This is a genomic window from Vibrio kanaloae, assembly GCF_024347535.1.
GTDB lineage: Bacteria > Pseudomonadota > Gammaproteobacteria > Enterobacterales > Vibrionaceae > Vibrio > Vibrio kanaloae.
The window spans coordinates 1,539,664-1,561,055 of record NZ_AP025497.1 but is presented as its reverse complement, the minus strand read 5'-3'; the positions used below and the strand labels follow the sequence as shown (position 1 = coordinate 1,561,055).

The window sequence follows — 21,392 nt, the reverse complement described above, 5'->3', positions numbered from 1 at the left end:
TTAGTGGCACGCAATATGAAAGACTTCTATGTAACAACGTAAAAGGAATTTCATTATGACGACAGTATCCTTACATCAATTCAAGCATTGGCTTAAGTTTCACCCAAACTCTCGAATTCGAAATGTATTTTCTATCTTGAAAAGCGTAAGAAGCGCAGAGTTACCGACCCCACAAATGGTTAACCGTTGCCTTTACCAATTACACAAGTTGGTTGTGAGCATGATTACGGGCTTTACTCGTTTTTGCTATTGGACACCCGCATTCAAAGGAAGAGTCACGCAATGCGGAAAACATTTGTACCTGTACGGTGGTTTACCGTTTGTGAGTGGTCCTTTACAAATTTCAATTGGCGATAACTGTCGAATTTCTGGCCACACGACATTTTCAGGGTGTTCACAGCCACTAGACAGTTTCAAGCCCCCTCTTCTATCGATTGGCAACAATGTTGATATCGGCTGGCAATCAACGATTGCAGTGGGTAAACGTGTCATCATCTCTGACAATGTTCGTATCGCTGGCGGTGCATTCTTGTTTGGGTATTCGGGTCACCCTCTTGATGCAAAACGAAGAGCCGACGGTGAAGGCGATGACCCCCAACAGATCAGCGATATTATCCTCGAGCGAGATGTGTGGCTAGGCACAAACGTGACCGTAAAAGGCGGTGTGACCATTGGTGAAGGCGCTGTGATTGCTGCAGGTAGTGTCGTCATCAAAAATGTCCCGCCGTTTGCAATTGCAGCCGGCAACCCAGCACGAGTTGTAGGACAGGTTCAATCAGTTAAAGCAGCCAAACCAGATACCGCTAAATCGTTTGAAAATCATAGAGGTGACTATGCGTGATCTAATCGTATTTGGTGAAGACTTTGGCGGGCTTCCTTCATCCACTCAGCATCTGATTCGCCATTTAGCTAAGACACACAAAGTGCTATGGATTAACTCCATTGGTTTAAGACAACCTAAACTGTCAACAAAAGATGTCACGCGTGCGTTCAACAAATGGTTTGGTAAAACCAATGCCGTGACACAGAATATGCTCGATTCAAATGAACACAGTCATATTACGGTGGTAAACCTAAAAACTATCCCCGCACCTTCATCAACATTAGCAAGAAAGCTTGCACAAATGCTCATGTTGAAACAACTAAAGCCCATTATCGCACAGCTAAACCTGCGGGCACCGATCTTGTGGACGTCACTTCCTACCGCTGTCGACCTGTGTGGTCATCTTGGTGAATCCGCAGTGGTTTATTATTGTGGAGACGATTTTAGTGCATTAGCCGGAGTTGACCATCAAACTGTTGCCGAGCATGAATCCGATCTGATAAAAAAATCGCACCTAATTTTTGCCGCGAGTAAGACATTAATCAACAAGTTTCCAGAAGATAAAGTCCAGCTGTTGCCACATGGCGTAGATGTTAGCCTTTTCTCTACTCAAGTACCGAGAGCGAAAGACTTACCCAGTAATCACAGACCAATCGCAGGTTTTTATGGCAGCCTATCTCAATGGCTCGATTACGGCCTTATTGAACATGTAGCGACAGCAATGCCTAACTGGGATTTTGTTTTCATTGGCCCGAATGAGCTTGATAATTTAGCGCTTCCTAACCTTGACAATATTCATTACCTTGGTCCAAAACCACATCATTCTTTGCCAAGTTATTCACAACATTGGGATGTGAGCCTTTTGCCATTTGTTGATAACGAACAGATTCGTGCATGTAGCCCTTTAAAGCTGATGGAATACCTTGCGGCAGGAACGCCTATTGTAACCACTCCTTTTCCAGCGCTATTGCCTTATCAAGAGCACGTAACAAAGGTCAGTAATGCACAACAAATGATAGAGGCGTTAAACAAAGCTCGGCAGCTTAACAATTCACCATTATCACTCGTTGAAAAAGACAGCTGGCAGAACCGCGCCAAGTTCGTACACTGGATGTTGGAGCTACTATGAATACTCTGAAATTGCGATTATTGATTCTTTTGAATGCAATGTGGCGTCAACGCTACGTAATATTAGTCCCGATTCTTGTTCTCCCCTTCGTCGGGTTCGGAGTCAGTAAACTGGCTCCTACCCAATATGATGCTCACACCAGCATGTTGATCCAAGAAACCGCAAAGATGAACCCTTTCTTAAAAGACATCGCTGTATCGACAATGCTTAAAGATCGAATTAGCGCACTCAGAACACTGCTGCATAGCCGCCATGTACTTTACTCAGTGGCGGAAGAGCTTAAATTGCTCACGCCGGAAATGTCCAATTTCGACAAAGAGACACTCATCTCCGATTTGTCACAACGTTTATCAGTCACTCAACTAGGAAAAGATTTTCTAAAAATAAGCCTGAGGTCAAACACTCCAACTGGCATGGAGGCAACCCTTCAGTCAGTCAGCGAGCATTTTATTGAGCAGCTGTTAGCGCCGGAGCGTTCATCAATTCAAGACTCTAGTAGCTTCTTAAAAGTACATATTGACGAACGCAGCGCAGAATTAGCCAAAGCAGAGGAAGCGTTAGCACTTTATGTAAATGAAAACGTACACTCAACACCTGAAGTTCAGAGTCAGAGTTTGAATCGACTAGCGTCACTCAAACAAACATTGGCCGAGAAAGAGGCGGAGTTATCTGGTGTCCAAAAAAGCCTAGGCTCGATTGATCAGCAACTATCGAAAACCAACCCGGTAATTGGGCGCTTAGAAGACCAATTGATTGATATTCGTAGTGAGCTAACCTTGCTACAAGCTAAATACACAGACAAACACAGCGCAGTTCAAGCCAAGGTTCGCGAACTAGAGAGGCTGGAGAACGAGCGCAAGACATTGCTGGCTCTAAAACAACCAGGAATGAACAATGACCAGTTGTGGGATATTGCGAGTAGCACAACATTGAGTAAGCTATCCGACAATCAACCATTGCTGGTCACACAATTGCAAAGCCTTCAATTAGTGCGATCGCGCTTTGAATCATTAACAGAAGAAACAAAAAGCCTTCGCACTATAATCTTTGAATTGGAAAACAAGGCCAACAACTTCGGTGAAAACGCAAAAGAAATGTACCGACTTCAACGAGATGTGAAGATCAAACGTCAGTTATATGATGAACTTACTGAACGCTATGAAATGGCACAACTAACAGGCTCTCTAGGTATATTCGAGCAGAACAAGCGAGTCAAGATTATTGATTTGCCTTTTACACCAAGCGTAAAATCTAACATGCCGACATTCGTATTTATCCTAGCAGGTTTGGTTGCTGGCATTGGTCTTGGTGTCGGTTTAGCGGTGTTATTCGAATTGTTTGATTCTTCTATCAAACGTAAAGAAGAAATCGAAGATATTTTGGGCGTTCCTGTGATCACCGTTATCCCCAAAATGAGCAATCCAATTTAAGACTTAACCAATACACCAGCTTCGTACTGGTGTTTTTCTTTCTATGGGCACTTTTTACGCTTGTATTTTCATCTCTTTCATTTGTCTTTGTCAGATTAAAACACCGCCTCGCCTTATTCTTCTCCCACTTAATTAGTCTCTTACCTATTTCGACATTCTGTTTTGATTCCTATTTTGAGAATAACAAGAGGATAAAATAAAAAAGCAATTAAGTTAATGATAAGTAAAGATTAATTAATTGGCACAACTCGTGCAGTTATTGAATAACAAAATGAATACGAAACAACTTAGATAACTTAATAGCAGGGAGAGCACTATGGAAAACCAACTCACAACACATGGGAAGAAGGTAATACATGTTGTTCAGCATCTTGCTCCTGGAGGCCTAGAGACACTCACCTTAGATTTGCTTCGCCTTGCTAAGCCTTGTGACCAAGTGTTTATTGTAAGCTTAGAGGGAACAAAACAAGAGTCTATTGATAACTGGCCAAAGTTGGAGCGTTACCAAAACCAAATCATATTTCTAGACAAAGCGCCAGGCGTTCAATTCAATGTCATTCTCAAGTTGATCAAAGCATTCAAATCTATTTGTCCAGATGTGGTTCATACTCATCATATTGGTCCACTACTTTACGCGGGGTATGCCGCTCGCCTCACCGGTGTACAGACCCGAATCCATACCGAACACGATGCGTGGCATCTTCAAGACGATAAACGCCGTCATCTACAAGCACTAGCACTGAAAGCCGTTCAACCAACACTCGTGGCCGATGCAACACGTGTCTACAACCAACTCCGCTCAGCTTTCACCTACAACAATATTATTACCATCAGAAATGGCGTTGATTGCGACAAATTTAAGCCAGTATCTAAAATTGATGCAAGAGCAGCGTTAAATCTACCACAAGGCAAAAACATCATAGGTTGCGCAGGTCGTCTAGAGCACGTTAAAGGACAAGACCAGTTGATCAAAGCACTTACACTGCTTCCAAAAAATACTATTGTTGCTTTTGCTGGCACAGGTTCTAAACGCAAACAGTTGGAACTGCTCATCAACAAACTCAACTTGGTCGAACGCGTCATCTTTTTAGGTCTAGTTGAAGACATGGCCACATTTTACAGTGCTCTCGATACCTTCTGCCTACCATCTCGTCACGAAGGATTACCACTGTCTACATTAGAAGCTCAAGCTTGTAACATTCCGACCGTCGCAATGAATGTGGGGGCTGTCGAAGAAACACTCTGTCCAGTCAGTGGACATCTTGTCAACAGTGGCAGTATCACAGGGTTAGCAGGCGAACTGCTTAAAGCCAGTCTCAACTCATCAGTCAAGAAGCAACATCAAATCAATCTAACTTTTGAAAATAATTCTAACCCTCGTCGCTACGTTCTGAATAACTTCGACATTGTGAAAATGGTTGCCTCTTATAACAACATCACTGAAGGAGAATATGCATGATGAATGGGATACTTGCTGGACTATGTTTATTCTCTGGGCTTTTGATTATGTATCATCATGTCGCGTACCCGATATTACTCCGTTGGTATGCAAGACACCACCCTACACGTCAAATTGCAGAGAGTTCGCGTTGTTACAAAGACGATCAACAAGATCATACACTTCCAACTGTGACCATTCTTGTTCCCGCTTTTAACGAAGAGCTGTGGATAGCGGACAAAATACGTAACCTAGCCGCATTGGATTACCCAAAAAAGAAACTGCAAGTGATCATTGCATGTGATGGCTGTAACGACAACACGGTCGAAGTGGCACAAATGGCAATCCAAGAAGCGATGTGTAGTGATGTTCACTTCGAGATACATGACTATGCTCAAAATCGAGGAAAAGTCGCCATTATCAACGAAGAAGTAACAAACATAACCAGTAATATCATTGCTCTTAGTGACGTTTCAGCACTCATTTCATTGGATGCGTTATTGATTGCTGCTGCTCATTTTGAAAATGACAAGGTTGGTGTCGTTAATGCCACTTATCAATTATACCCAACGGAAAACACAGGTGAGAATAGCTATTGGCAGTATCAAACCGCTGTCAAAGAGTATGAATCATCAATGGGTTCGAGCTTAGGTTCTCACGGTGCCTTCTACTTATTCCGAACTAAACTGTTTGAGTTATTACCTCATAACGCCATCAATGATGATTTTATTTTACCCATGCAAATCGTTAAACAAGGCTATATAGCTGAATACGAAACGCAAATGGTGGCTTTAGAATTAGAAGAATCAAACCTAAAGACAGACTTCAATCGACGTTTGCGAATTTCTGCTGGCAACATGCAACAAGCGATTCTGTTGTGTGGCTTGTTTAACCCTAAATTCAAAGGCACCGCTTTTGCTTTCTTCTCCGGGAAAGGCCTGCGACTTCTCACTCCTTATCTAATGATTATGTGCTTAGTTTGCTCCGCCCTTCTCAAAGAAAACCTGTTATTCGAAGTGTTACTTTGGATACAAATCGCGGTCTACAGCATTGGTATACTGGGCTGCATCATGCCAAAAGCCCTGATCAATAAGCCTATTTCATTAATTTCTTATTTAATCGTTGGTCATTATGCCAACTTCATTGGTGGCGTACGTTACCTACTGGGACTTGAAAACTCCCCTTGGACTCGAGTGAATCGTTAAGGACTGACCATGATGAACATTGATCAACTATCAAACCTGAATCTATACCAATACAAGATTTCTCGCGCGAAACGCACCTTTGATTTTGTTAGCTCTTTACTCGCGTTAGTCATCTTATCTCCAGTGTTCCCATTTATCGCACTGGCTATTGCACTGACTTCTCGCGGCCCGATCTTCTACCGTCAACTGCGCGTCGGAAAATCGACACCGGAAAAGATGGAGATTTTTGAAATCATGAAGTTTCGTAGCATGTATCAAGATGCGGAAACTCGCTCAGGTGCAGTGTGGGCAACGGAAAATGACCCTCGAATCACACCAGTTGGTCGTTTTTTAAGAAAGACGCGCCTTGATGAGCTTCCGCAGTTGTTTAACGTGTTGAAAGGAGAAATGTCATTAATTGGCCCTCGCCCCGAGCGCCCAACGTTCTATAACAAACTGGAAAATGAAATCCCTTACTTTGCTGACCGTACTTATGGTGTTATGCCTGGCATCACAGGTCTTGCACAGGTTAACCAAGGGTATGACACGTGCATTGAAGATGTTCGTCGCAAAGTTGGCTTCGACCACAGTTATGCTCTTAGTCTATGTTCTATGAGATCATGGATTGCTGCAGATCTAAACATTATGACAAAAACAATTTTGGTGATGGTTGATGGCCGAGGTCGCTAGTATCGAGTTGCGATAACCTTTGGTCACGTTAAAACGTAGCTACGTTCAAATATAGCTACGTTCAAGTATAAACTTTCTTGCTTAGCATTGGTTAATTCGGACCCAACCAAAACTGATGAGTACTTAATTGCTCATCGTTTTTTTTTCGATTTCGTACCCCATTTAATATACGATACCTGCTAATCATCCCCAATCGTTTTCCAAAGTTCTTCCTAACTGGCACACTAGGCGTGACTGTGGGAAGCTTTGATGACTTGTTCAGCAGCGACTCTTTTGGTTGGGCAGCATCCGCAGGCATTAGCTGGAATGTGTTTGATGGTGGTCGAGGTGAAGCTATGATCAAGCTGAACGAAGCAAGGTTTCGATCAGCTGCACTTAACTACCAACATTCGGTAGACAGTGCATTCACAGAAGTAGATTCAAGCCTGTTCGCCTATGGCCGCACAAAAACGTATTGATGAAGCCACTCTGGCCGCCAAACTTCAAACAGCCAGCACCACCATTGCTGTATACAAAGCCTTAGGCGGAGATTGGCAAGTAAAGCCGAAAGCAAACTCCTCTGAACAGACAGCAAAAGAAGGTTAAGCAACACACAAAACACCTAGCAAAAAACAGGGCCTCGACAGTTAGCTCTGGTTAAATAAGCAGCGACAGATTACTTACATGGACAATTAGATCCATAAAAATACCGCTGATGATCTCGGCGGTATTTTTGTATTTAACGGTACTCATCTAGAAGTATCTGCCTGCCTAAGTCTAATGAATACGCACTTTACTTTTAGACAATGGGTCCGTTCTATTCATCTCCACGTACTTCTTATTTTTCAAAGAATCTAACAATTTAGATGCTTCAAACTCTTCATGTGCCTCAATGACGAAACTAGACGCACTCAACTCTTCAGAAAGGAGCCATCTAATTTGATATTTTTGAGAAAAAAACAGAGCAATACTAATGAACGCGACTCCGATTAATAGTATTAACGCTTTCCCATTCTTATGCCAAACGCCAACAAACATTGCTGAAAGTAAGCTGACAATAAAAACTAGGGCGGTAACCGTGAACCAAATATCTAAATAATTACCCATAACTCCCCTGTTCACAAACCATCTAATTCAGTAGAAAACAACACGATATGACACACTCAAGAATACAAAATCAACCTTACGTGCTTTTGAACCTTTTTCATGGCCATTTGACGCTTAAGTGGAGAAAGGTAGTCAATAAACAAATTGCCCGACAAATGATCTATTTCGTGCTGCATTACGATAGCTAAGAAATCATTGCTTTCTATGGTAATTGGCTTACCTTCGCGATCTAAAGCAGACACAACAACTGAGGTAAAACGCTCTACGTCTGCATAGTAATCAGGAACTGATAAACAACCTTCTTGACCCAATGCTTTATCTGAGCCACTAACCACTTCTGGGTTAACTAAAATTAACGGTTCATCTCGACTTTCTGAAAGGTCGATAATAACAACGGCCTCTTTATGACCAACTTGAGTCGACGCCAAACCTATACCATTGTCAGTCGCATATAACGTTTCCAACATATCGTCTATTAATGTTTGTACCGTCGACAGATCTTGCACCTTTTCCGCTTTAAGCTTGAGCCTTGGATCTGGTGCAGTCAGAATTCCTAAAACTGCCATATTTACCTTATAGTCCTTGGAAGTAACTAACACCCAATTAAGTAGTGAGCAACGCAATACAAAGCCACCGCATAACACCTTAAACACTAAAATCAACGCATACTAAAAATGCCACGCGTTGCGAGTCTGTCTTAAGCGCTTTGTTAGTTTGCCACCGCGATGAAACGAGAGGTTTATCGCCAAGGTGCTGAATTAGCCATGAAACTACTGGCTTTAAACGCAAAAGTAAAACGGGCAGCTCATAATTTAAAACCAACTAACAAAACACACTTGGCTAAGAAGACTTTCGTAGATGCCGACAACCACAAATACCATCTTTCAATGTTCCCGCTTAACGTTCAAAACCAAAGAAGCAGCGCGCAAGAACGTTGAGAAGTGAACCTTACTAACACGAAAGCATTGAATAACACGAAAGCCAATTAACCGAAAAACTGGCTACGCGAGATGCCTATTTCGATGAAAAAGTCTTTGGGAAATAACAGGTGAATAGCTAGAACGCAGAACAAGGCTTTTAGACCACAAACGCTTTTCTGCCCTTTGCAAACTAACGCCGCGTTAAGTGGTGAGCAACGCCAACCACCCTACCTAAACCATTGTGACATAAACACTTAACCCAAAGTAAGCCGAAAATGCCGAGCGTTGGGAATCCGTCTTAAACGCTTTGTTAAATGCACTTTCCCAACAGAAACTCCCAGTCTGAAAAAGAAATCTGATTCTTGGTAACTTTAAGCCGATGGTAGCCCGTTTCTGTATTTGAGGTAATTTGAATATATTGATGCCCAAACATACCTTTCTTAGCCATCAACTCAGCCTTGAGTCCTCGGAGGAAAACATCATTTCCCACAACTGACAAATGACTCTTCTTAAACAAGGCTAAAACTGAATACACAACCACCATACTCGTCACTGCGACTAGAACTGACCATAATTGAAATTCAGTTTCGTAGAACCAATTGAAAATAAATGTGAAAACCACATAGCTTGTCACCATGGACAACACCATTTTCCAATGCCATAAATTAGTTCTAAATTCTATATTTCGATTCATCCGTAAATCCTATTAGAACGCACGTGCATTTAACGCCGCGTTAAGTGGTGAGCAACGCTACCACCCGACCTAAACCATTGTGCCGTAAACACTAAAGCTGAATCAAACCAAAAATGCCAAGCGTTGGGAATCCGTCTTAAACGCCTTGTTAGTTGGCTATTCCCAAGGCTCCACTGTAATGTCAGGCCAACGCTTACGATAGCCATCGACCATTTGGTTGTAGCTTTCGCGCGTCATTGCAATGGGATTTGGCTTTACCCGTTTATTGAATGCATCAGTTAGCCCATAAGGCGAGTAAATACGCATTGTACCGTTTGAATTTAACCTAAATCCGATCGCAAATGCAGATAACCAAGAATCAATGCCATGCTCTACTTTTGTATATGCAGGTATAGTTTGGCCAAATCTATGAGGGTACCATTCATGAACACGTGCTTGGTTTACCACATCAATTGGGACTTTATGATTTACGATACTGTTAATTCGACTGCTGTAGCTTTCTTCATTAGATGTACTAGCGATATCGAAGTAAACAATATCGAAGTCCTTAACATTCTTGAGTGGTCTTTCACCTGATAGTGAGTTCCAAATCAGTTGTGTGACTGAACCTCCAGCAATAAAGTAATCAGGTAATCCAACGTCAATACATGCTTGTGCAGTTTCCATTAGCTCAGGAGTATTTCTAATTAACTTTTCCAGTTGATGTTCTAACATGTTCCCCCCTGCCAACTAACGCTAAGCTAAGTAGTGAGCAACATAATACGAAGCCAACGCATAACACCTTAAACACTAAAATCAACGCATACTAAAAATGCCACGCGTTGCGAATCTGTCTTAAGCGCTTTGTTAGTTTGCCACCACGATGAAGCCAAAGTCTTAGCGCCAAGGTGCTGAATTAGCTATAAAACTAATGGCTTTGAACGCAAAAGTAAAACGGGCAGATCAGAATTTAAACCCAACTAACAAAACGCACTTGGCTAAGAAGACTTTCATAGATGCCGACAGCCACAAATGCAATGTTCAATGCTCACACTTAACTTTCAAAACCAAAGAAGCAGCGCGCAAGAACATTGAGAAATGAACCTTACTAACACGAAAGGATTGAATAACACGACAGCCAATTAACCGAAAAACGGGCTACGCGAGATACCTATTTCGATGAAAAGTCTTTGGGAAATAACAGGTGAATAGCTAGAACGCAGAACAAAGCTTTTAGACCATAAATGCTTTTCTGCCCTTTGCAAACTAACGCTAAGCTAAGTAGTGAGCAACGTAATACGAAGCCACCGCATAACACCTTAAACGCATAAATCAACGCATACTAAAAATGCTACGCGTTGCGAATCTGCCTTAAGCGCTTTGTTAGTTTGCCACCGCGATGAAGCCAAAGGTTTAGCGCCAAGGTGCTGAATTAGCTATGAAACTAATGGTTTTAAACGCAAAAGTAAAACGGGCAGCTCAGAATTTAAACCCAACCAACAAAACGCACTTGGCTAAGAAGACTTTCGTAGATGCCGACGGCCACAAATACCATCTTTCAATGTTCCCGCTTAACGTTCAAAACCAAAGAAGCAGCGTGCAAGAATATTGAGAAATGAACCTTACTAACACGGAAGAAATGAATAACACGAAAGCCAATTAACCGAAAAACTGGCTACGCGAGATGCCTATTTCGATGAAAAGTCTTTGGGAAATAACAGGTGAATAGCTAGAACGCAGAACAAGGCTTTTAGACCATAAACGTTTTTCTGCCCTTTGCAAACTAACGCCGCGTTAAGTAGTGAGCAACGCTATCACTAAACCTAACCTATTGTGCCGTAAACTCTAAATTCAAAGCAAATCGAGAACGCCGAGCGTTGCGAATCTGTCTTAAACGCTTTGTTATGTGCCTGATTTACGTGAACTAGTCTTCAAATAAGTCCAAGTTTTCATTCACATATTCCATGATTTGATCGTAGAAGAACTCATCAATTTTACCTGCGACTACAAAACAAAGCAGATAAGACGATACAAAATGAAACTTGTACTGTTTTTTCGAATTAGAATCGAATGACCAATCTGTTTTAACTTGTTCATCAATTTCGTTGTTCATCATTTCAAACAACGCATCATTGTTCATATGATTTCGTTTAGAGTAAAAAATTGATGCTAGTTGATACATATTTTCCTTCGGAATTTCGCCAGAAGAAATAGCATGCAGTGCTTCATCCAACGCTTCACTCACATCTATCAACCACTTTTCCATAGATTATTTCTCCATTTTCCGAACTGGCACATAACGCCGCGTTAAGGGGTGCAGGCACGCAATACATAAGTTCTGCAAAGCACCTTAAACACCAAACTCAACGCAAACTGAAAGTGCCACGCGTGCCAAATCCCTCTTAAACGCTTTGTATGGATAATAAGCACTCCAATCGGGTAAGGTGAGACCCAGACTTTAGCTGCAACTAAAGTTCTTCTATCTGATAGTTCGATTAAACGACGGCTCCTCTATTGAGAGACCGATAACAAGTACGAACGTCAGATAGAACTCCAAGCACCACACTCGAATAGTCTTCTGGGTCTCGAGCCCGCATTTGCAAGCAAGAGTTAGCTTATTATGAATACAAACACACTTCAAAACATTAATGTTGGCGTTGATACTGGTAAGTCACAATTAGACATCTATATCCGTCCACTCGACATTTATTTCACCGTACCAAATACCGATAAAGGCATCAGCGATGCCATCAAAACCATTAAGAAACACAAACCTCAACGCGTCGTAATTGAAGCTACAGGTCGATTAGAAATGCCGTTCATACTCGCATGTGACAAAGCCAAATTACCTTATGTTGTTGCCAACCCACTACGTATTAAAAGGTTTGCTGAGGCTATTGGGCAACGTGCTAAGAATGACCGCTTAGATGCCGCGCTCATCGCACATTATGCCGAAAGAGTTCAACCCGAACTGACTAAGCTAAAAAGTGAAAACATACGCCTTATGAGTGACTTAGTCACGAGGCGGAACCAACTACTCACCATGCAAACCATGGAAAGAAACCGACTACAAATATTACCTAAAAATATCTCATCGACCATTACCCCGATTCTGACCGCTCTAAAAAATCAGCTTGAAAAAGTAGAGGCAAAGATAGCAAAACTGATTGAGAGCAGTCCTGAGTACCAAGCTAAGAGCACCATTCTTCAAAGCATGCCAGGCGTTGGAAAAGTCCTAGCCGCCTCCTTAATTAGCAATGTACCCGAACTCGGTTTTATTACTAACAAGCAAGCTTCTTCTCTCATTGGCGTAGCACCTATAACAAGAGAAAGTGGACGCTTTAAAGGCAAACGGATGATAAAAGGAGGTCGACCTCAAGTTAGAACCGTTATGTATATGGCAATGATGTCTGCCATCCAATGTAACCCCGTTTTTAAGGCTACTTATGAACGATTACTCGCGGCAGGTAAACCAAAAAAAGTCGCAATCGTTGCCTGCATGAGAAAGATGGTTGTAATACTTAATTCAATGATAAGAGACGGCGTAATGTGGGATAAAGGTAGCGCCAAAAATTAACTATTGACGCCATAGTCTCTTTGTTATGTTCGCACTCAAAGCGCTACTACTGCCTCAATTTCAATTTGTAAGTCCGGATGAATGAGCTTAGAAACTTCAACCAGAGAACAAGCTGGCAAATGGCCGTCATAGAAATGAAATAGTAGCTCTCGGATACTAGCTAACTTAGATATATCACGAACAAAAATGGTTAGCTTTACTAAGTTGTTTTTTGCACAGCCTTCCGCTTTGAGAACCGTTGAAATTTGATCGAGAATCTCTTTGGCCTGTTCTGTCAAACTAAGAACTTGAGCATCAGTACCGTAAGCTGTAAGCCCTGATATATAAAGTGTTTTGTTGTGCTTTGTTGCATGGACATAAGGCCCTGCGATTTGAGGTAAGCTTTCGTAAGTAACTCGTTCAACCACTTGATTTCTCCCTAGAACATAACGCCGCATTAAGTGGTGAGCAACGCAGGCCACCCTACCTAAACCATTGTGCCGTAAACACTAATGCTGAATCAAACCGAAAATGCCAAGCGTTGGGAATCCGTCTTAAATGCTTTGTTATGTTTTTAGTCGTGTATCAAAAGAATATCTGGGTTCGCCATGCCTCAAACAAACACCATTAAACTTCTGGAAAGATGAAGAAATAAAAACCACCATAAAAGAATACGAAAAGAAGAAATGTGAAAAATCCTGCCCAAAAATGAGACCTATTTTCATGATAATCAATCCATCCGCCAGCAAAGAAAATAGATTTATATACAATAGCATGAAGAAGATTTAACGCAGATACTATTGCTGCAATTAGGAATATTTCTTCCATTTAACACCTTCACATTCAAATTAAACATAACGCCGCGTTAAGTAGTGAGCAACGCTAAACCACCTAACCTAAACCTTTATACCGTAAACACTTAACCCAACTTAGAATGCAAACGCCAAGCGTTGGGAATCTGCCTTAAACGCTTTGTTATATGCACATATTTATAGGATAATTGACATTATTTCAAAGTATTACAGGCCTATGTTACAAGAGTTAGTTCTTAGACTTCGACAGTCAAATATCACATTAAATTGTATCAAGCTAATTTTCGTCATTTGGAGTTTATCGGCACTTGGCGTGTTTGAACAATATAAAGTAGAAATGGCTAAAAAGTATGATGACCACTTTATCGTCTACTCTGTATTCTGGTTAGTTCTTAGTGGTTTAGCATACCTTTTGAAACTCTTTTACGATGCTAATACGCTTGATGACATTTCAAAGGCTCTTGGTATGACACTTACATACTTACTATTGCCAATTGTCTTTATATTTTTTCTGTTTCTTCAGATTCTACTGATCACTTTCTCGCCTTGGGACGCTGGTTTAATTACCTTATTAACGGCTACACCATCAGTGCTTTTAGGGATTCATTTCTGGCAAACTGTAAGGGCTCAGACAACATGAATCTATTTTAAAATGGGTGTGCACATAACGCCGCATTAAGGTGTGAGCAACGCTTCCATATAACTAAACCATACCACCGTAAACACAAAACCCAACGATGGAATGAGAAATGCCAAGCGTTGGGAATCACTCTTAAATGCTTTGTTAGCTTTCTTTTTCTAGGCTCATTTCCAATAGCACTTCTACTACGTCTTTTGTAGACGACAAAATGCATTTGTGAGACTTATGCCATTCGACTAACACTCCACGTAAGCAAAGAGAAAACTCGATTTTGGTGTCGGATTGCATCAGCATAGGACGTCTCGCTTGCAGCTCAAATGCGGGACCACCGCTCATACCATATAAATCAGGTGGGCTGCCAAATTTTTTACTGAAACTATCGATTAATTTTTTGGGATGGAATTCATAATAAAGTGGTGATTCTACGTTTGTTTTCAACTTATTAGGTGCGGAAATTTGTTCTGCTGTGATACTGAATAAATGCGGGTTTAGCCCTTTACGGAAATCACGTACTCGATTTTTTGTTCCAGGGTACCCCATTAAAAGAAAGAAAGGATTCTCATTGACTGATTCAAAGCTAGAATCATCATAAAGGGTGGTATGAGGTAAATCTTTAATTCCCTCACTTTTCATCCATTTGTCTATACAGAATGCCGCTACATCTCTTTTTTTATTAAATACAACCGCAATATGTTCGAGGATCATTTTTCGCTCACCAAATGCGATAGCTGACATTCCATACCTTTTAGCATCTGACATAACATGTTCTGCTGTAACTACAAAATAGCTACCTAGGTGTTTGACAACAAAACCTGAACCAAAACCGTTGAAATCTCGACCTTTTTCAAGGTTATTTGTGTAAAAAGGAACGATGACTTCTTTATAGCGATCAACAATCTTATCTATGTAATCTAAATTTGAGTCACTAAGCTCCGAAAAATCAAAAATCATATTCCACCTGTTTATTGAGAATAGCTAACGCCGCGTTAAGTAGTGAGCGACGCCTGCCACCCAGCCTAACCCATTGCACCGTAAACACAAAATTCAACTTGAGCTGAAAATTCCGAGCGTTGCGAATCTGTCTTAAACGCTTGTTATGAGGCAAGTTGAAGCGACAAAGAAAGGAAGTTTTCATCGCTTTCAGTCACCTTATAGCCAAGAGATTTGTAAAAACTTACCGCTGACTCATTTCTAGTAAAGCTTGATAAGGTTACTTGACTACGCTCTTGCTCTCGCGCTATGTCGTGAACCATATTCATGACCCTTTTGCCCAATTGTTGATTTTGAAATTCTGGAAATATAATGAGTAAATGTACATGAATGGCATTGTCGTATGGCTTGAAGCACAGCATTCCAACTCGCGTGTTATTGAGACAAACCCAGTGAAACCAATGAGGCTCATAGTCACTTTTTAAGCGATTGACCTGAAACTCATTACACCAACCAAAGACGGCATCAACATGCGAATAAAGTCCTTGTTTCACAACTGAAAACAGACTTTCAAACTCATCACTTTCTATTTTTATTAGTTGAATATCCATACGCCTCATAACGCCGCATTAAGGGGTGAACAACGCAAACCACCCAAACTAAACCATTGTGCCATAAACACTTAAGCTGAACTTTGAACCAAAACTGCCAAGCGTTGTGAATCCCTCTTAAATGCTTTGTTATGTGAAGATTGTCAACAGACGTTCTGACAGAACCTAAACAAGTACCCGTCTGGTGATTGCACGATAAACTGCTTTTGAACGACGGACTTATTACCACATTCATACGATTTAGATTCGAGCGCTAGATAAATTGACTCATTAGATTTCGAGCAAACTTCACAATATAAGCGTTCAATATCATTAACGTCCCACTGAAAGTTCACACCACAACCCAACGGGAATTCTGGATTACCAGTGATCCACTTACGGTTTTGACTAGATAAACCTTCTAACATTAAATCTACACCGTCGAGTGTTAAATATACAAACAGTTCTTCTGGCCTTTCGTATTTGATGGCAAAACCAAGAATATCTGTGAAAAAAGCCTTACTTACATTTATATCGAAACAATACAATTCTGGAACTACTCGTAATGTCATGATTTTCCCTATTCACATAACGCCCTGTTAAGGTGAAATAAACAACACACCAATACCTTCTATATCAACAACTTAAAACTAAAACTCAACTTTAAAATATAATACATGTAGCAAATGTGTAGCTTTATAATTTTGCATTCTTACAACCAAAAACAAGCTCTTTCTAACACGTTTCTGGACAGAAATCATTTAGGGTATAAGTTCTAAACGATTAAGTTCAGATAAACTAGATTTGATCAAAACCTAGTTCCTTACAATCTATAAAGCCAAGCGTCTTGCTCGGTTTTGATAGTGCTGTTCAATTAAAATCAGCACTATCAAATTAAATCATTATATCAATGGACTAATAGTGTTTGTTCAAAATAGTTATCAACTAGTTCATCTGCGTCTAATTTATACTGATGTATCGATTGATGAATAACGGTGTCAGATAAGCTTCTGAGATCACTACTTTTAAAGCTTAAAACAAATGCTCTTGCATTGGAGACTAAGGATTTCAGCCCACGCTCCCTAAGAACCACAACTGACTCGTTGAAACCAGTGTTTGATTTAACTTTCTTTGTCGGAATAATCATTGAGTAAATCACGTTAGCTCCTGGATAGAAGCGCTTAAACCAAGCAATATTGTTGTTAAATTGTCCTGTTTCTTCTTTTAATATTTCAGAACGAGTCAATTTAACTTCACTTTTACATTCTATAAATAGGTACTCACCGCTCTTAATTGCCCACAAGTTGTCAGGTCCCGACTTCCAGTTAGCATCAGGGCGTTCGGTATTAAAACCGAGAAACCTTCCCAATTCGTCAATCGCACTTTCAAATCGTTCTGCTTTAACTCCAAAAACAAGGCGCGAGAACACGTCATCCATGTAAACAAGAAAGTCTTCGAAGTCATCGTATTGACCTATAAAGCTTTTAATATTCGAAATTCTTTCATGTGCTTTAAGGTCAATCTTTGTAAATTGGTACCCATCTGGTGGCAAGAACAAGCGTTTGTTAGTTCGATGAGCGTTCACTTGCATCGCCATACCCTCGACACGATTTTGAGCATATAAATATCTAGACATTTCTTGTAGGTACCAACCCCGCTCTTCTTGGGATAGATTGATTGAGCGGTTATCTAATAGACTTTGAATAGTATTTATAGCTTTATCATGTTTTCCTTCAGCGTGAAAACACTCTGCCTTACGCTCTAGAATTAGCATTTCATCGCTACCCGATGTCACTCTACATTCATCTACATCAATCGAATTCATACTATCAATATAGAATTGTTTCCAAGACTCATCTCGTCCTAAGCCTTGGTTGATGACGGAAGTAAGCATTTGAGTATAGGTTTGCGAATCATCCTTATCCTCTCGAGCATACTTTGCTAGCTCTAAACCAATATCAATTTGCTTCCTTGTTTGTGGTGAAAGGTACGGTCGAGACCCTTTATATCTGATTTGTTTAACTAAATCGTTACCTAGGAGTAGGATTATGCAATAGTCTTTTTCTCCTCTTACTGCACGACCTAACCCTTGCTCAATTGTTTGAGCTGTTTTTATTTGGGTAAACGTACTATTTGGTATGCAACTTTCAATGTATTTTTCAGTTATAGTTTCAGTTATGGGCAACGAATCAATGACAAGAACACGGCACATGTTATCTGGTAAATCAATACCATCATACTTCGCCGCCATAACGACTGGATTCGGAAATTGACCTTGCTTTAGCTTATCTACTTCAGTTAATAGGTTTTCTGCATCTACTGTTGTTGCGCCAAGGCTATCCCAAATTTTTGTATGCCAATTACTAGGGGCTATAGCAACAACACCGTATTGAGTATTCCTCCACTTTCCGACCCAGTTTACAATATTTTCTCTGGTTAAACTCCCATCAATTAGTGAAGGAATCAGTACCATTTTTTCACCTGACCATGTCTTTTCAAAAGTTAATGGGTTTTCTATTACCTCTTTAGTTAAACCAAGATCGCGTATAAAAAATGAATCGTTTGATATTGTTGCTGACATGAAAACACGATGAGACGCGTTGAAGAATGAACCAAACATATCCATCGGCAATAATCTAGGAGATATTTCAATTCCTTTACCTGAAAAAACAGCAGAGCAATGTTTTAAGTTGTCTTTTAAAAGGTTCCAGACAAACCATACTGATTTGTCCATATTCTTATTGTATTTTGAGAGGATTTGAACAACTTCATCTTGTTTTCCTTCCCAATCCCAATATGGCACGGCAAGGATTGCGCTTTTAGACTCATTGCAAATATCCGCATAGGTACCCGCTCCTTGCTTTTTTAACTCCTCCCCAAACAAATGAAGTAGCTCATTAAAACATTCAGATGAACGCGGTATTTTGAACTTACTTCCTGTTTTTATTATTTCGATACAGCTGTGTGCATCATCTAAAAGGAAGTTTTCAACATCAACTGAATCCAGTCCTATACCGAAGTTCGAACTCCGACCATTAAAAACCATTTGAGCATGTGTGATGAGTATCTTTTCACCATTTATAAAGTCCTCAGGCAGACCATTCTCATTGATTGCGCAATGCTGAATACCAAATTCATCTGCTTGTATACGAACTTGATCGGCTAAGTATTTGTTGGGACATATATAGAGACTTGCCCCTTTTTTTTGGTTAATCTTGGACTGTAGTATTAGTAAACCGATAAGAGTTTTTCCTTCGCCAGTTGGTAATTTGATTATCACATCGCGCTGATCTTTGTAGTTATCAAACCAATTATCCAAGACTGTACTTTGGACAGGAACTCGAAGAGGACCTTTATTAGCATGTCGATCTAGTGCGTCGTAGATTTCACGTGGATGAGTTTTCTTTTCCGTCCCCTTACTAGATGAACGCTTTTCGAAATTAATTGGCATGCTCTGTCCTTAAGTTAAATATTTCAGGTGGTTACTTATAAAACACTCAAATAAATCACCTATCACGATAAGCACTTTGTAGCATTAAAATTATTTGGTCTACTTGATAGATCACAAACTTTACTTTTGATGGAATAGGAGACGAGATAACGATCATTAGCTGCGATTTTCGCAATAACCAGCCACACAGTTGAGGATTCGATCGACCACGATGAATTCCGAGCAAAGGAATGGTCTCTAAAACGTTTGGTGGCAGAAGTGCTTTAGAGTGATTTTTGCAATAGGCTCTTGCAAAATTGGGGTTGGAGTTTGTCCAACAGCTTGTTGGCCACATCAATCTTATGATGGTTTTCCAGTACTTAAACTTGTTTTGGGGCATAAGCTTGCCAGTATGTTCAGCTAAATTTGAACTCAACAGGTTACAAGCATATACTACTGATGCTTGCTATGAGAAACGTGGCTTCGGCTCCACTCGTAGACAGATGAATTCAAATAGCCCTGTTCTCTTCCGCTCATCGAGTATTGACCGCAGGTAGCGCGTAACAGAGCCACTTCTAGTGGCTCTTGTCGTATCTGAATGTTAGAAAAACTAAGATATTTCCCTTCAAGTTTCCATGTACAGATGTGAGTCATAACAAACTTCGGGGCAGATCTGAGTTAGCTGGCACTTTTTGAGAAAAGTGCCACGAGTAAAACTTCAGGCCTATGAAGCCTCTGGACATAAATGTGCTTCAGGAATTGTAACATTAGCGATTCATAAATAACTTTTTATAAGGAAAATTGCATTTTTCGAGAGTTAGAGTGCCACATGACGAGGTCGCTGAACTGTGTTTTAAAACCGTGAGAAGAGTCACCGGCTAGGATGAAGGAAATCTAATCCCGCCCGAGTGCAAAAGACTAATGATAAGGGCCAAAGGTCGCAAGCTTAGCATTAGTGAAGAGTAGGTGCAGTTCAAACTGTTGTACGACAAGATGGATCTACCAATTGGCCAAGTGGTAATGCCGCAACAAATATTGGCAGGGATTGCGCTACTCGGGATTCAATCAGAACTAGAAATTAAGACATCAACGCATTTGTTAGGACTCGCTAGAGCGATAGCAAGCATATGGCTTAATGTTTGATATTTAATGACAATATAAGCCCTAGTGCTATAACTAAAGGAACCCAATAATGGAATGAAAGTACCACTCATTGGGCTTCAATATAAAACAGTCTGCTACGTGTAAGTTCCAAATGAGAACTCTAACCTAAAGTCCGTAAAACCATCACTTTCAGTGTTTCTCACACAGTTATTAAGTCTTGGTCTCAAAGTAACTTTTTGGGTATGTATTTTTGTTCCGAGATCAGAAAATGATAGCCGTAACTCCAAAGGTTCAATGTCACTAAAGTCCCAATCAGTTCGTTGCGTCTCCATATTGGAAACCCAAACCGAAATCAAAGCCTCGTACGATGACGGAATATTAATCAAATGCCCCTCAGTAGAAACGGAGCTTGGGACCAAATAGGCGGGTTCATTCTCAGGGGATGAAGTTAATGGTAACAAAATCGATAAATTATCAAGTTTAATAAAAACTTCTTCACCATCAAGAACTAGTTTTTTTTCGGTTGGTATATCTTTCGGATAAGATTTAACTACTTGTCCAAACAGTTTGTTTACATCCAAGTTCCAAGAAACTTTAAGATCTTTTGCTACACCCAAACCTACATTCACTATTCTTAAAGTCCTAAACCCACTGCCTTCTTGAGTAGGGTCAGACCAAAAACAGGGTAAGTTTCTAGAGGTGTTATTATGCTCAATTACAAAATGACTCGATAAAACTGCGATATCTGGTTTGTAGCTGGATTTTCTTTGTCGCTTCAATTCAAATAATGAAACTAAAGCAACTAATGCCGCTACTAATGTTCCTACACTCGAACCTACTGATATCCATTCAGAAATTTGCATAGAACTCATCTCCCCCTCTTACACATAATTCAAAACTAACCGCACCAAACCTTAGCATAGACTTCTGTTAGGAAAAATTACCAAGCGTGAGGTG

General features: G+C 40.5%; 20 protein-coding genes and 2 pseudogenes. 10 read left to right on the top strand and 12 right to left on the bottom strand.

The annotated features are described in order from the left end of the window. The first annotated feature begins 55 nt into the window (after positions 1-55). The 7 genes and pseudogenes from OCV24_RS07380 to OCV24_RS07350 form a co-directional block, all read left to right on the top strand. Positions 56-841: an acyltransferase gene (locus OCV24_RS07380; RefSeq protein WP_017057307.1), complete on the top strand. Its 786-nt coding sequence runs from the start codon at positions 56-58 to the stop codon at positions 839-841. Next, entirely contained in the window at positions 834-1,952 is a 1,119-nt protein-coding gene (locus OCV24_RS07375) for a glycosyltransferase (protein ID WP_017057308.1), read from the top strand. Before OCV24_RS07380 ends, OCV24_RS07375 begins: the two co-directional genes overlap by 8 nt. Then, positions 1,949-3,382, top strand: a complete 1,434-nt coding sequence (locus tag OCV24_RS07370; RefSeq protein ID WP_017057309.1) for a GumC family protein — start codon at positions 1,949-1,951, stop codon at positions 3,380-3,382. Before OCV24_RS07375 ends, OCV24_RS07370 begins: the two co-directional genes overlap by 4 nt. Positions 3,383-3,698: 316 nt before the next feature. Next, entirely contained in the window at positions 3,699-4,841 is a 1,143-nt protein-coding gene (locus tag OCV24_RS07365; RefSeq protein ID WP_136997710.1) for a glycosyltransferase, read from the top strand. Then, the gene (locus OCV24_RS07360) at positions 4,838-6,025 is read left to right on the top strand and encodes a glycosyltransferase family 2 protein (protein ID WP_136997712.1); all 1,188 of its coding nucleotides are present in this window, start codon (positions 4,838-4,840) and stop codon (positions 6,023-6,025) included. The genes OCV24_RS07365 and OCV24_RS07360 overlap by 4 nt, the downstream gene beginning before the upstream one ends. A 9-nt stretch (positions 6,026-6,034) precedes the next feature. Continuing rightward, positions 6,035-6,694 carry a sugar transferase gene (locus OCV24_RS07355; protein WP_017057312.1) on the top strand — a complete coding sequence of 220 codons (660 nt, stop codon included), beginning with the start codon at positions 6,035-6,037 and terminating at the stop codon, positions 6,692-6,694. Positions 6,695-6,879: 185 nt separating this feature from the next. Then, positions 6,880-7,279 (top strand): annotated as a pseudogene (locus OCV24_RS07350) (TolC family protein); the annotation flags it as partial. 171 nt (positions 7,280-7,450) lie between these two features. On the opposite strand, the gene OCV24_RS07345 reads toward OCV24_RS07350, so the two are convergent. From OCV24_RS07345 to OCV24_RS07325, 5 genes are all read right to left on the bottom strand, one after another. Continuing rightward, positions 7,451-7,780 (bottom strand): hypothetical protein, encoded by a 330-nt coding sequence (locus OCV24_RS07345; protein ID WP_230855771.1) that lies wholly within the window; start codon positions 7,778-7,780, stop codon positions 7,451-7,453. 56 nt (positions 7,781-7,836) lie between these two features. After that, a complete protein-coding gene (gene def / locus OCV24_RS07340; protein WP_150878051.1) occupies positions 7,837-8,346 on the bottom strand; it encodes a peptide deformylase in 510 nt (169 codons plus the stop codon). A 664-nt stretch (positions 8,347-9,010) separates the two neighbouring features. Next, positions 9,011-9,394 (bottom strand): hypothetical protein, encoded by a 384-nt coding sequence (locus OCV24_RS07335; protein WP_150878053.1) that lies wholly within the window; start codon positions 9,392-9,394, stop codon positions 9,011-9,013. A 156-nt stretch (positions 9,395-9,550) separates the two neighbouring features. After that, positions 9,551-10,108 carry a nucleotidyltransferase family protein gene (locus tag OCV24_RS07330; RefSeq protein ID WP_054395232.1) on the bottom strand — a complete coding sequence of 186 codons (558 nt, stop codon included), beginning with the start codon at positions 10,106-10,108 and terminating at the stop codon, positions 9,551-9,553. Positions 10,109-11,297: 1,189 nt separating this feature from the next. Then, positions 11,298-11,639 carry a hypothetical protein gene (locus tag OCV24_RS07325; protein WP_146449881.1) on the bottom strand — a complete coding sequence of 114 codons (342 nt, stop codon included), beginning with the start codon at positions 11,637-11,639 and terminating at the stop codon, positions 11,298-11,300. 354 nt (positions 11,640-11,993) lie between these two features. On the opposite strand from OCV24_RS07325, the gene OCV24_RS07320 reads away from it, so the two are divergent. Next, on the top strand, positions 11,994-12,950 hold the full coding sequence (locus OCV24_RS07320; protein WP_150879399.1) for an IS110 family RNA-guided transposase: 957 nt from the start codon (positions 11,994-11,996) through the stop codon (positions 12,948-12,950). Positions 12,951-12,985: 35 nt separating this feature from the next. On the opposite strand, the gene OCV24_RS07315 is transcribed toward OCV24_RS07320, so the two are convergent. After that, on the bottom strand, positions 12,986-13,357 hold the full coding sequence (locus OCV24_RS07315; protein WP_150879394.1) for a RidA family protein: 372 nt from the start codon (positions 13,355-13,357) through the stop codon (positions 12,986-12,988). Between the two features lie 199 nt (positions 13,358-13,556). Next, positions 13,557-13,757, bottom strand: a complete 201-nt coding sequence (locus OCV24_RS07310; protein WP_150879393.1) for a hypothetical protein — start codon at positions 13,755-13,757, stop codon at positions 13,557-13,559. A gap of 297 nt (positions 13,758-14,054) precedes the next feature. Here OCV24_RS07310 and OCV24_RS07305 point away from each other — a divergent pair, with 297 nt between their 5' ends. Then, a complete protein-coding gene (locus tag OCV24_RS07305) occupies positions 14,055-14,381 on the top strand; it encodes a hypothetical protein (protein WP_146441441.1) in 327 nt (108 codons plus the stop codon). Positions 14,382-14,525: 144 nt separating this feature from the next. Here the strand turns inward: OCV24_RS07305 and OCV24_RS07300 are convergent, their stop codons facing one another. The 4 genes from OCV24_RS07300 to OCV24_RS07285 all read right to left on the bottom strand — a co-directional run bounded on the left by OCV24_RS07300 (position 14,526) and on the right by OCV24_RS07285 (position 19,352). Next, complete coding sequence (locus tag OCV24_RS07300; protein WP_150879390.1) at positions 14,526-15,332, bottom strand: trypsin-like peptidase domain-containing protein; 807 nt, start codon at positions 15,330-15,332, stop codon at positions 14,526-14,528. 143 nt (positions 15,333-15,475) lie between these two features. Then, positions 15,476-15,931 (bottom strand): GNAT family N-acetyltransferase, encoded by a 456-nt coding sequence (locus OCV24_RS07295; protein WP_137034244.1) that lies wholly within the window; start codon positions 15,929-15,931, stop codon positions 15,476-15,478. Positions 15,932-16,065: 134 nt separating this feature from the next. Beyond that, entirely contained in the window at positions 16,066-16,473 is a 408-nt protein-coding gene (locus tag OCV24_RS07290) for a bleomycin resistance protein (protein WP_150879389.1), read from the bottom strand. Positions 16,474-16,808: 335 nt separating this feature from the next. Beyond that, on the bottom strand, positions 16,809-19,352 hold the full coding sequence (locus OCV24_RS07285; protein ID WP_150879388.1) for a helicase C-terminal domain-containing protein: 2,544 nt from the start codon (positions 19,350-19,352) through the stop codon (positions 16,809-16,811). A gap of 808 nt (positions 19,353-20,160) precedes the next feature. Between OCV24_RS07285 and OCV24_RS07280 the strand changes: the two are divergent. Beyond that, positions 20,161-20,474: pseudogene (locus OCV24_RS07280) on the top strand (regulator). Positions 20,475-20,569: 95 nt separating this feature from the next. Here the strand turns inward: OCV24_RS07280 and OCV24_RS07275 are convergent. Continuing rightward, positions 20,570-21,298: a hypothetical protein gene (locus tag OCV24_RS07275; RefSeq protein WP_150879387.1), complete on the bottom strand. Its 729-nt coding sequence runs from the start codon at positions 21,296-21,298 to the stop codon at positions 20,570-20,572. Between the last annotated feature and the right edge of the window lie 94 nt (positions 21,299-21,392).

Excerpts from the sequence above, each read along its gene's own strand:
- OCV24_RS07365 (WP_136997710.1), top strand. The coding sequence starts at position 3,699 with ATGGAAAACCAACTCACAACACATGGGAAGAAGGTAATACATGTTGTT.
- OCV24_RS07330 (WP_054395232.1), bottom strand. The coding sequence starts at position 10,108 with ATGTTAGAACATCAACTGGAAAAGTTAATTAGAAATACTCCTGAGCTA.
- OCV24_RS07275 (WP_150879387.1), bottom strand. The coding sequence starts at position 21,298 with ATGCAAATTTCTGAATGGATATCAGTAGGTTCGAGTGTAGGAACATTA.
- OCV24_RS07355 (WP_017057312.1), top strand. The coding sequence starts at position 6,035 with ATGATGAACATTGATCAACTATCAAACCTGAATCTATACCAATACAAG.
- OCV24_RS07325 (WP_146449881.1), bottom strand. The coding sequence starts at position 11,639 with ATGGAAAAGTGGTTGATAGATGTGAGTGAAGCGTTGGATGAAGCACTG.
- OCV24_RS07335 (WP_150878053.1), bottom strand. The coding sequence starts at position 9,394 with ATGAATCGAAATATAGAATTTAGAACTAATTTATGGCATTGGAAAATG.
- OCV24_RS07370 (WP_017057309.1), top strand. The coding sequence starts at position 1,949 with ATGAATACTCTGAAATTGCGATTATTGATTCTTTTGAATGCAATGTGG.
- def (WP_150878051.1), bottom strand. The coding sequence starts at position 8,346 with ATGGCAGTTTTAGGAATTCTGACTGCACCAGATCCAAGGCTCAAGCTT.
- OCV24_RS07345 (WP_230855771.1), bottom strand. The coding sequence starts at position 7,780 with ATGGGTAATTATTTAGATATTTGGTTCACGGTTACCGCCCTAGTTTTT.
- OCV24_RS07285 (WP_150879388.1), bottom strand. The coding sequence starts at position 19,352 with ATGCCAATTAATTTCGAAAAGCGTTCATCTAGTAAGGGGACGGAAAAG.
- OCV24_RS07290 (WP_150879389.1), bottom strand. The coding sequence starts at position 16,473 with ATGACATTACGAGTAGTTCCAGAATTGTATTGTTTCGATATAAATGTA.
- OCV24_RS07320 (WP_150879399.1), top strand. The coding sequence starts at position 11,994 with ATGAATACAAACACACTTCAAAACATTAATGTTGGCGTTGATACTGGT.
- OCV24_RS07360 (WP_136997712.1), top strand. The coding sequence starts at position 4,838 with ATGATGAATGGGATACTTGCTGGACTATGTTTATTCTCTGGGCTTTTG.
- OCV24_RS07310 (WP_150879393.1), bottom strand. The coding sequence starts at position 13,757 with ATGGAAGAAATATTCCTAATTGCAGCAATAGTATCTGCGTTAAATCTT.
- OCV24_RS07300 (WP_150879390.1), bottom strand. The coding sequence starts at position 15,332 with ATGATTTTTGATTTTTCGGAGCTTAGTGACTCAAATTTAGATTACATA.
- OCV24_RS07375 (WP_017057308.1), top strand. The coding sequence starts at position 834 with ATGCGTGATCTAATCGTATTTGGTGAAGACTTTGGCGGGCTTCCTTCA.
- OCV24_RS07295 (WP_137034244.1), bottom strand. The coding sequence starts at position 15,931 with ATGAGGCGTATGGATATTCAACTAATAAAAATAGAAAGTGATGAGTTT.
- OCV24_RS07380 (WP_017057307.1), top strand. The coding sequence starts at position 56 with ATGACGACAGTATCCTTACATCAATTCAAGCATTGGCTTAAGTTTCAC.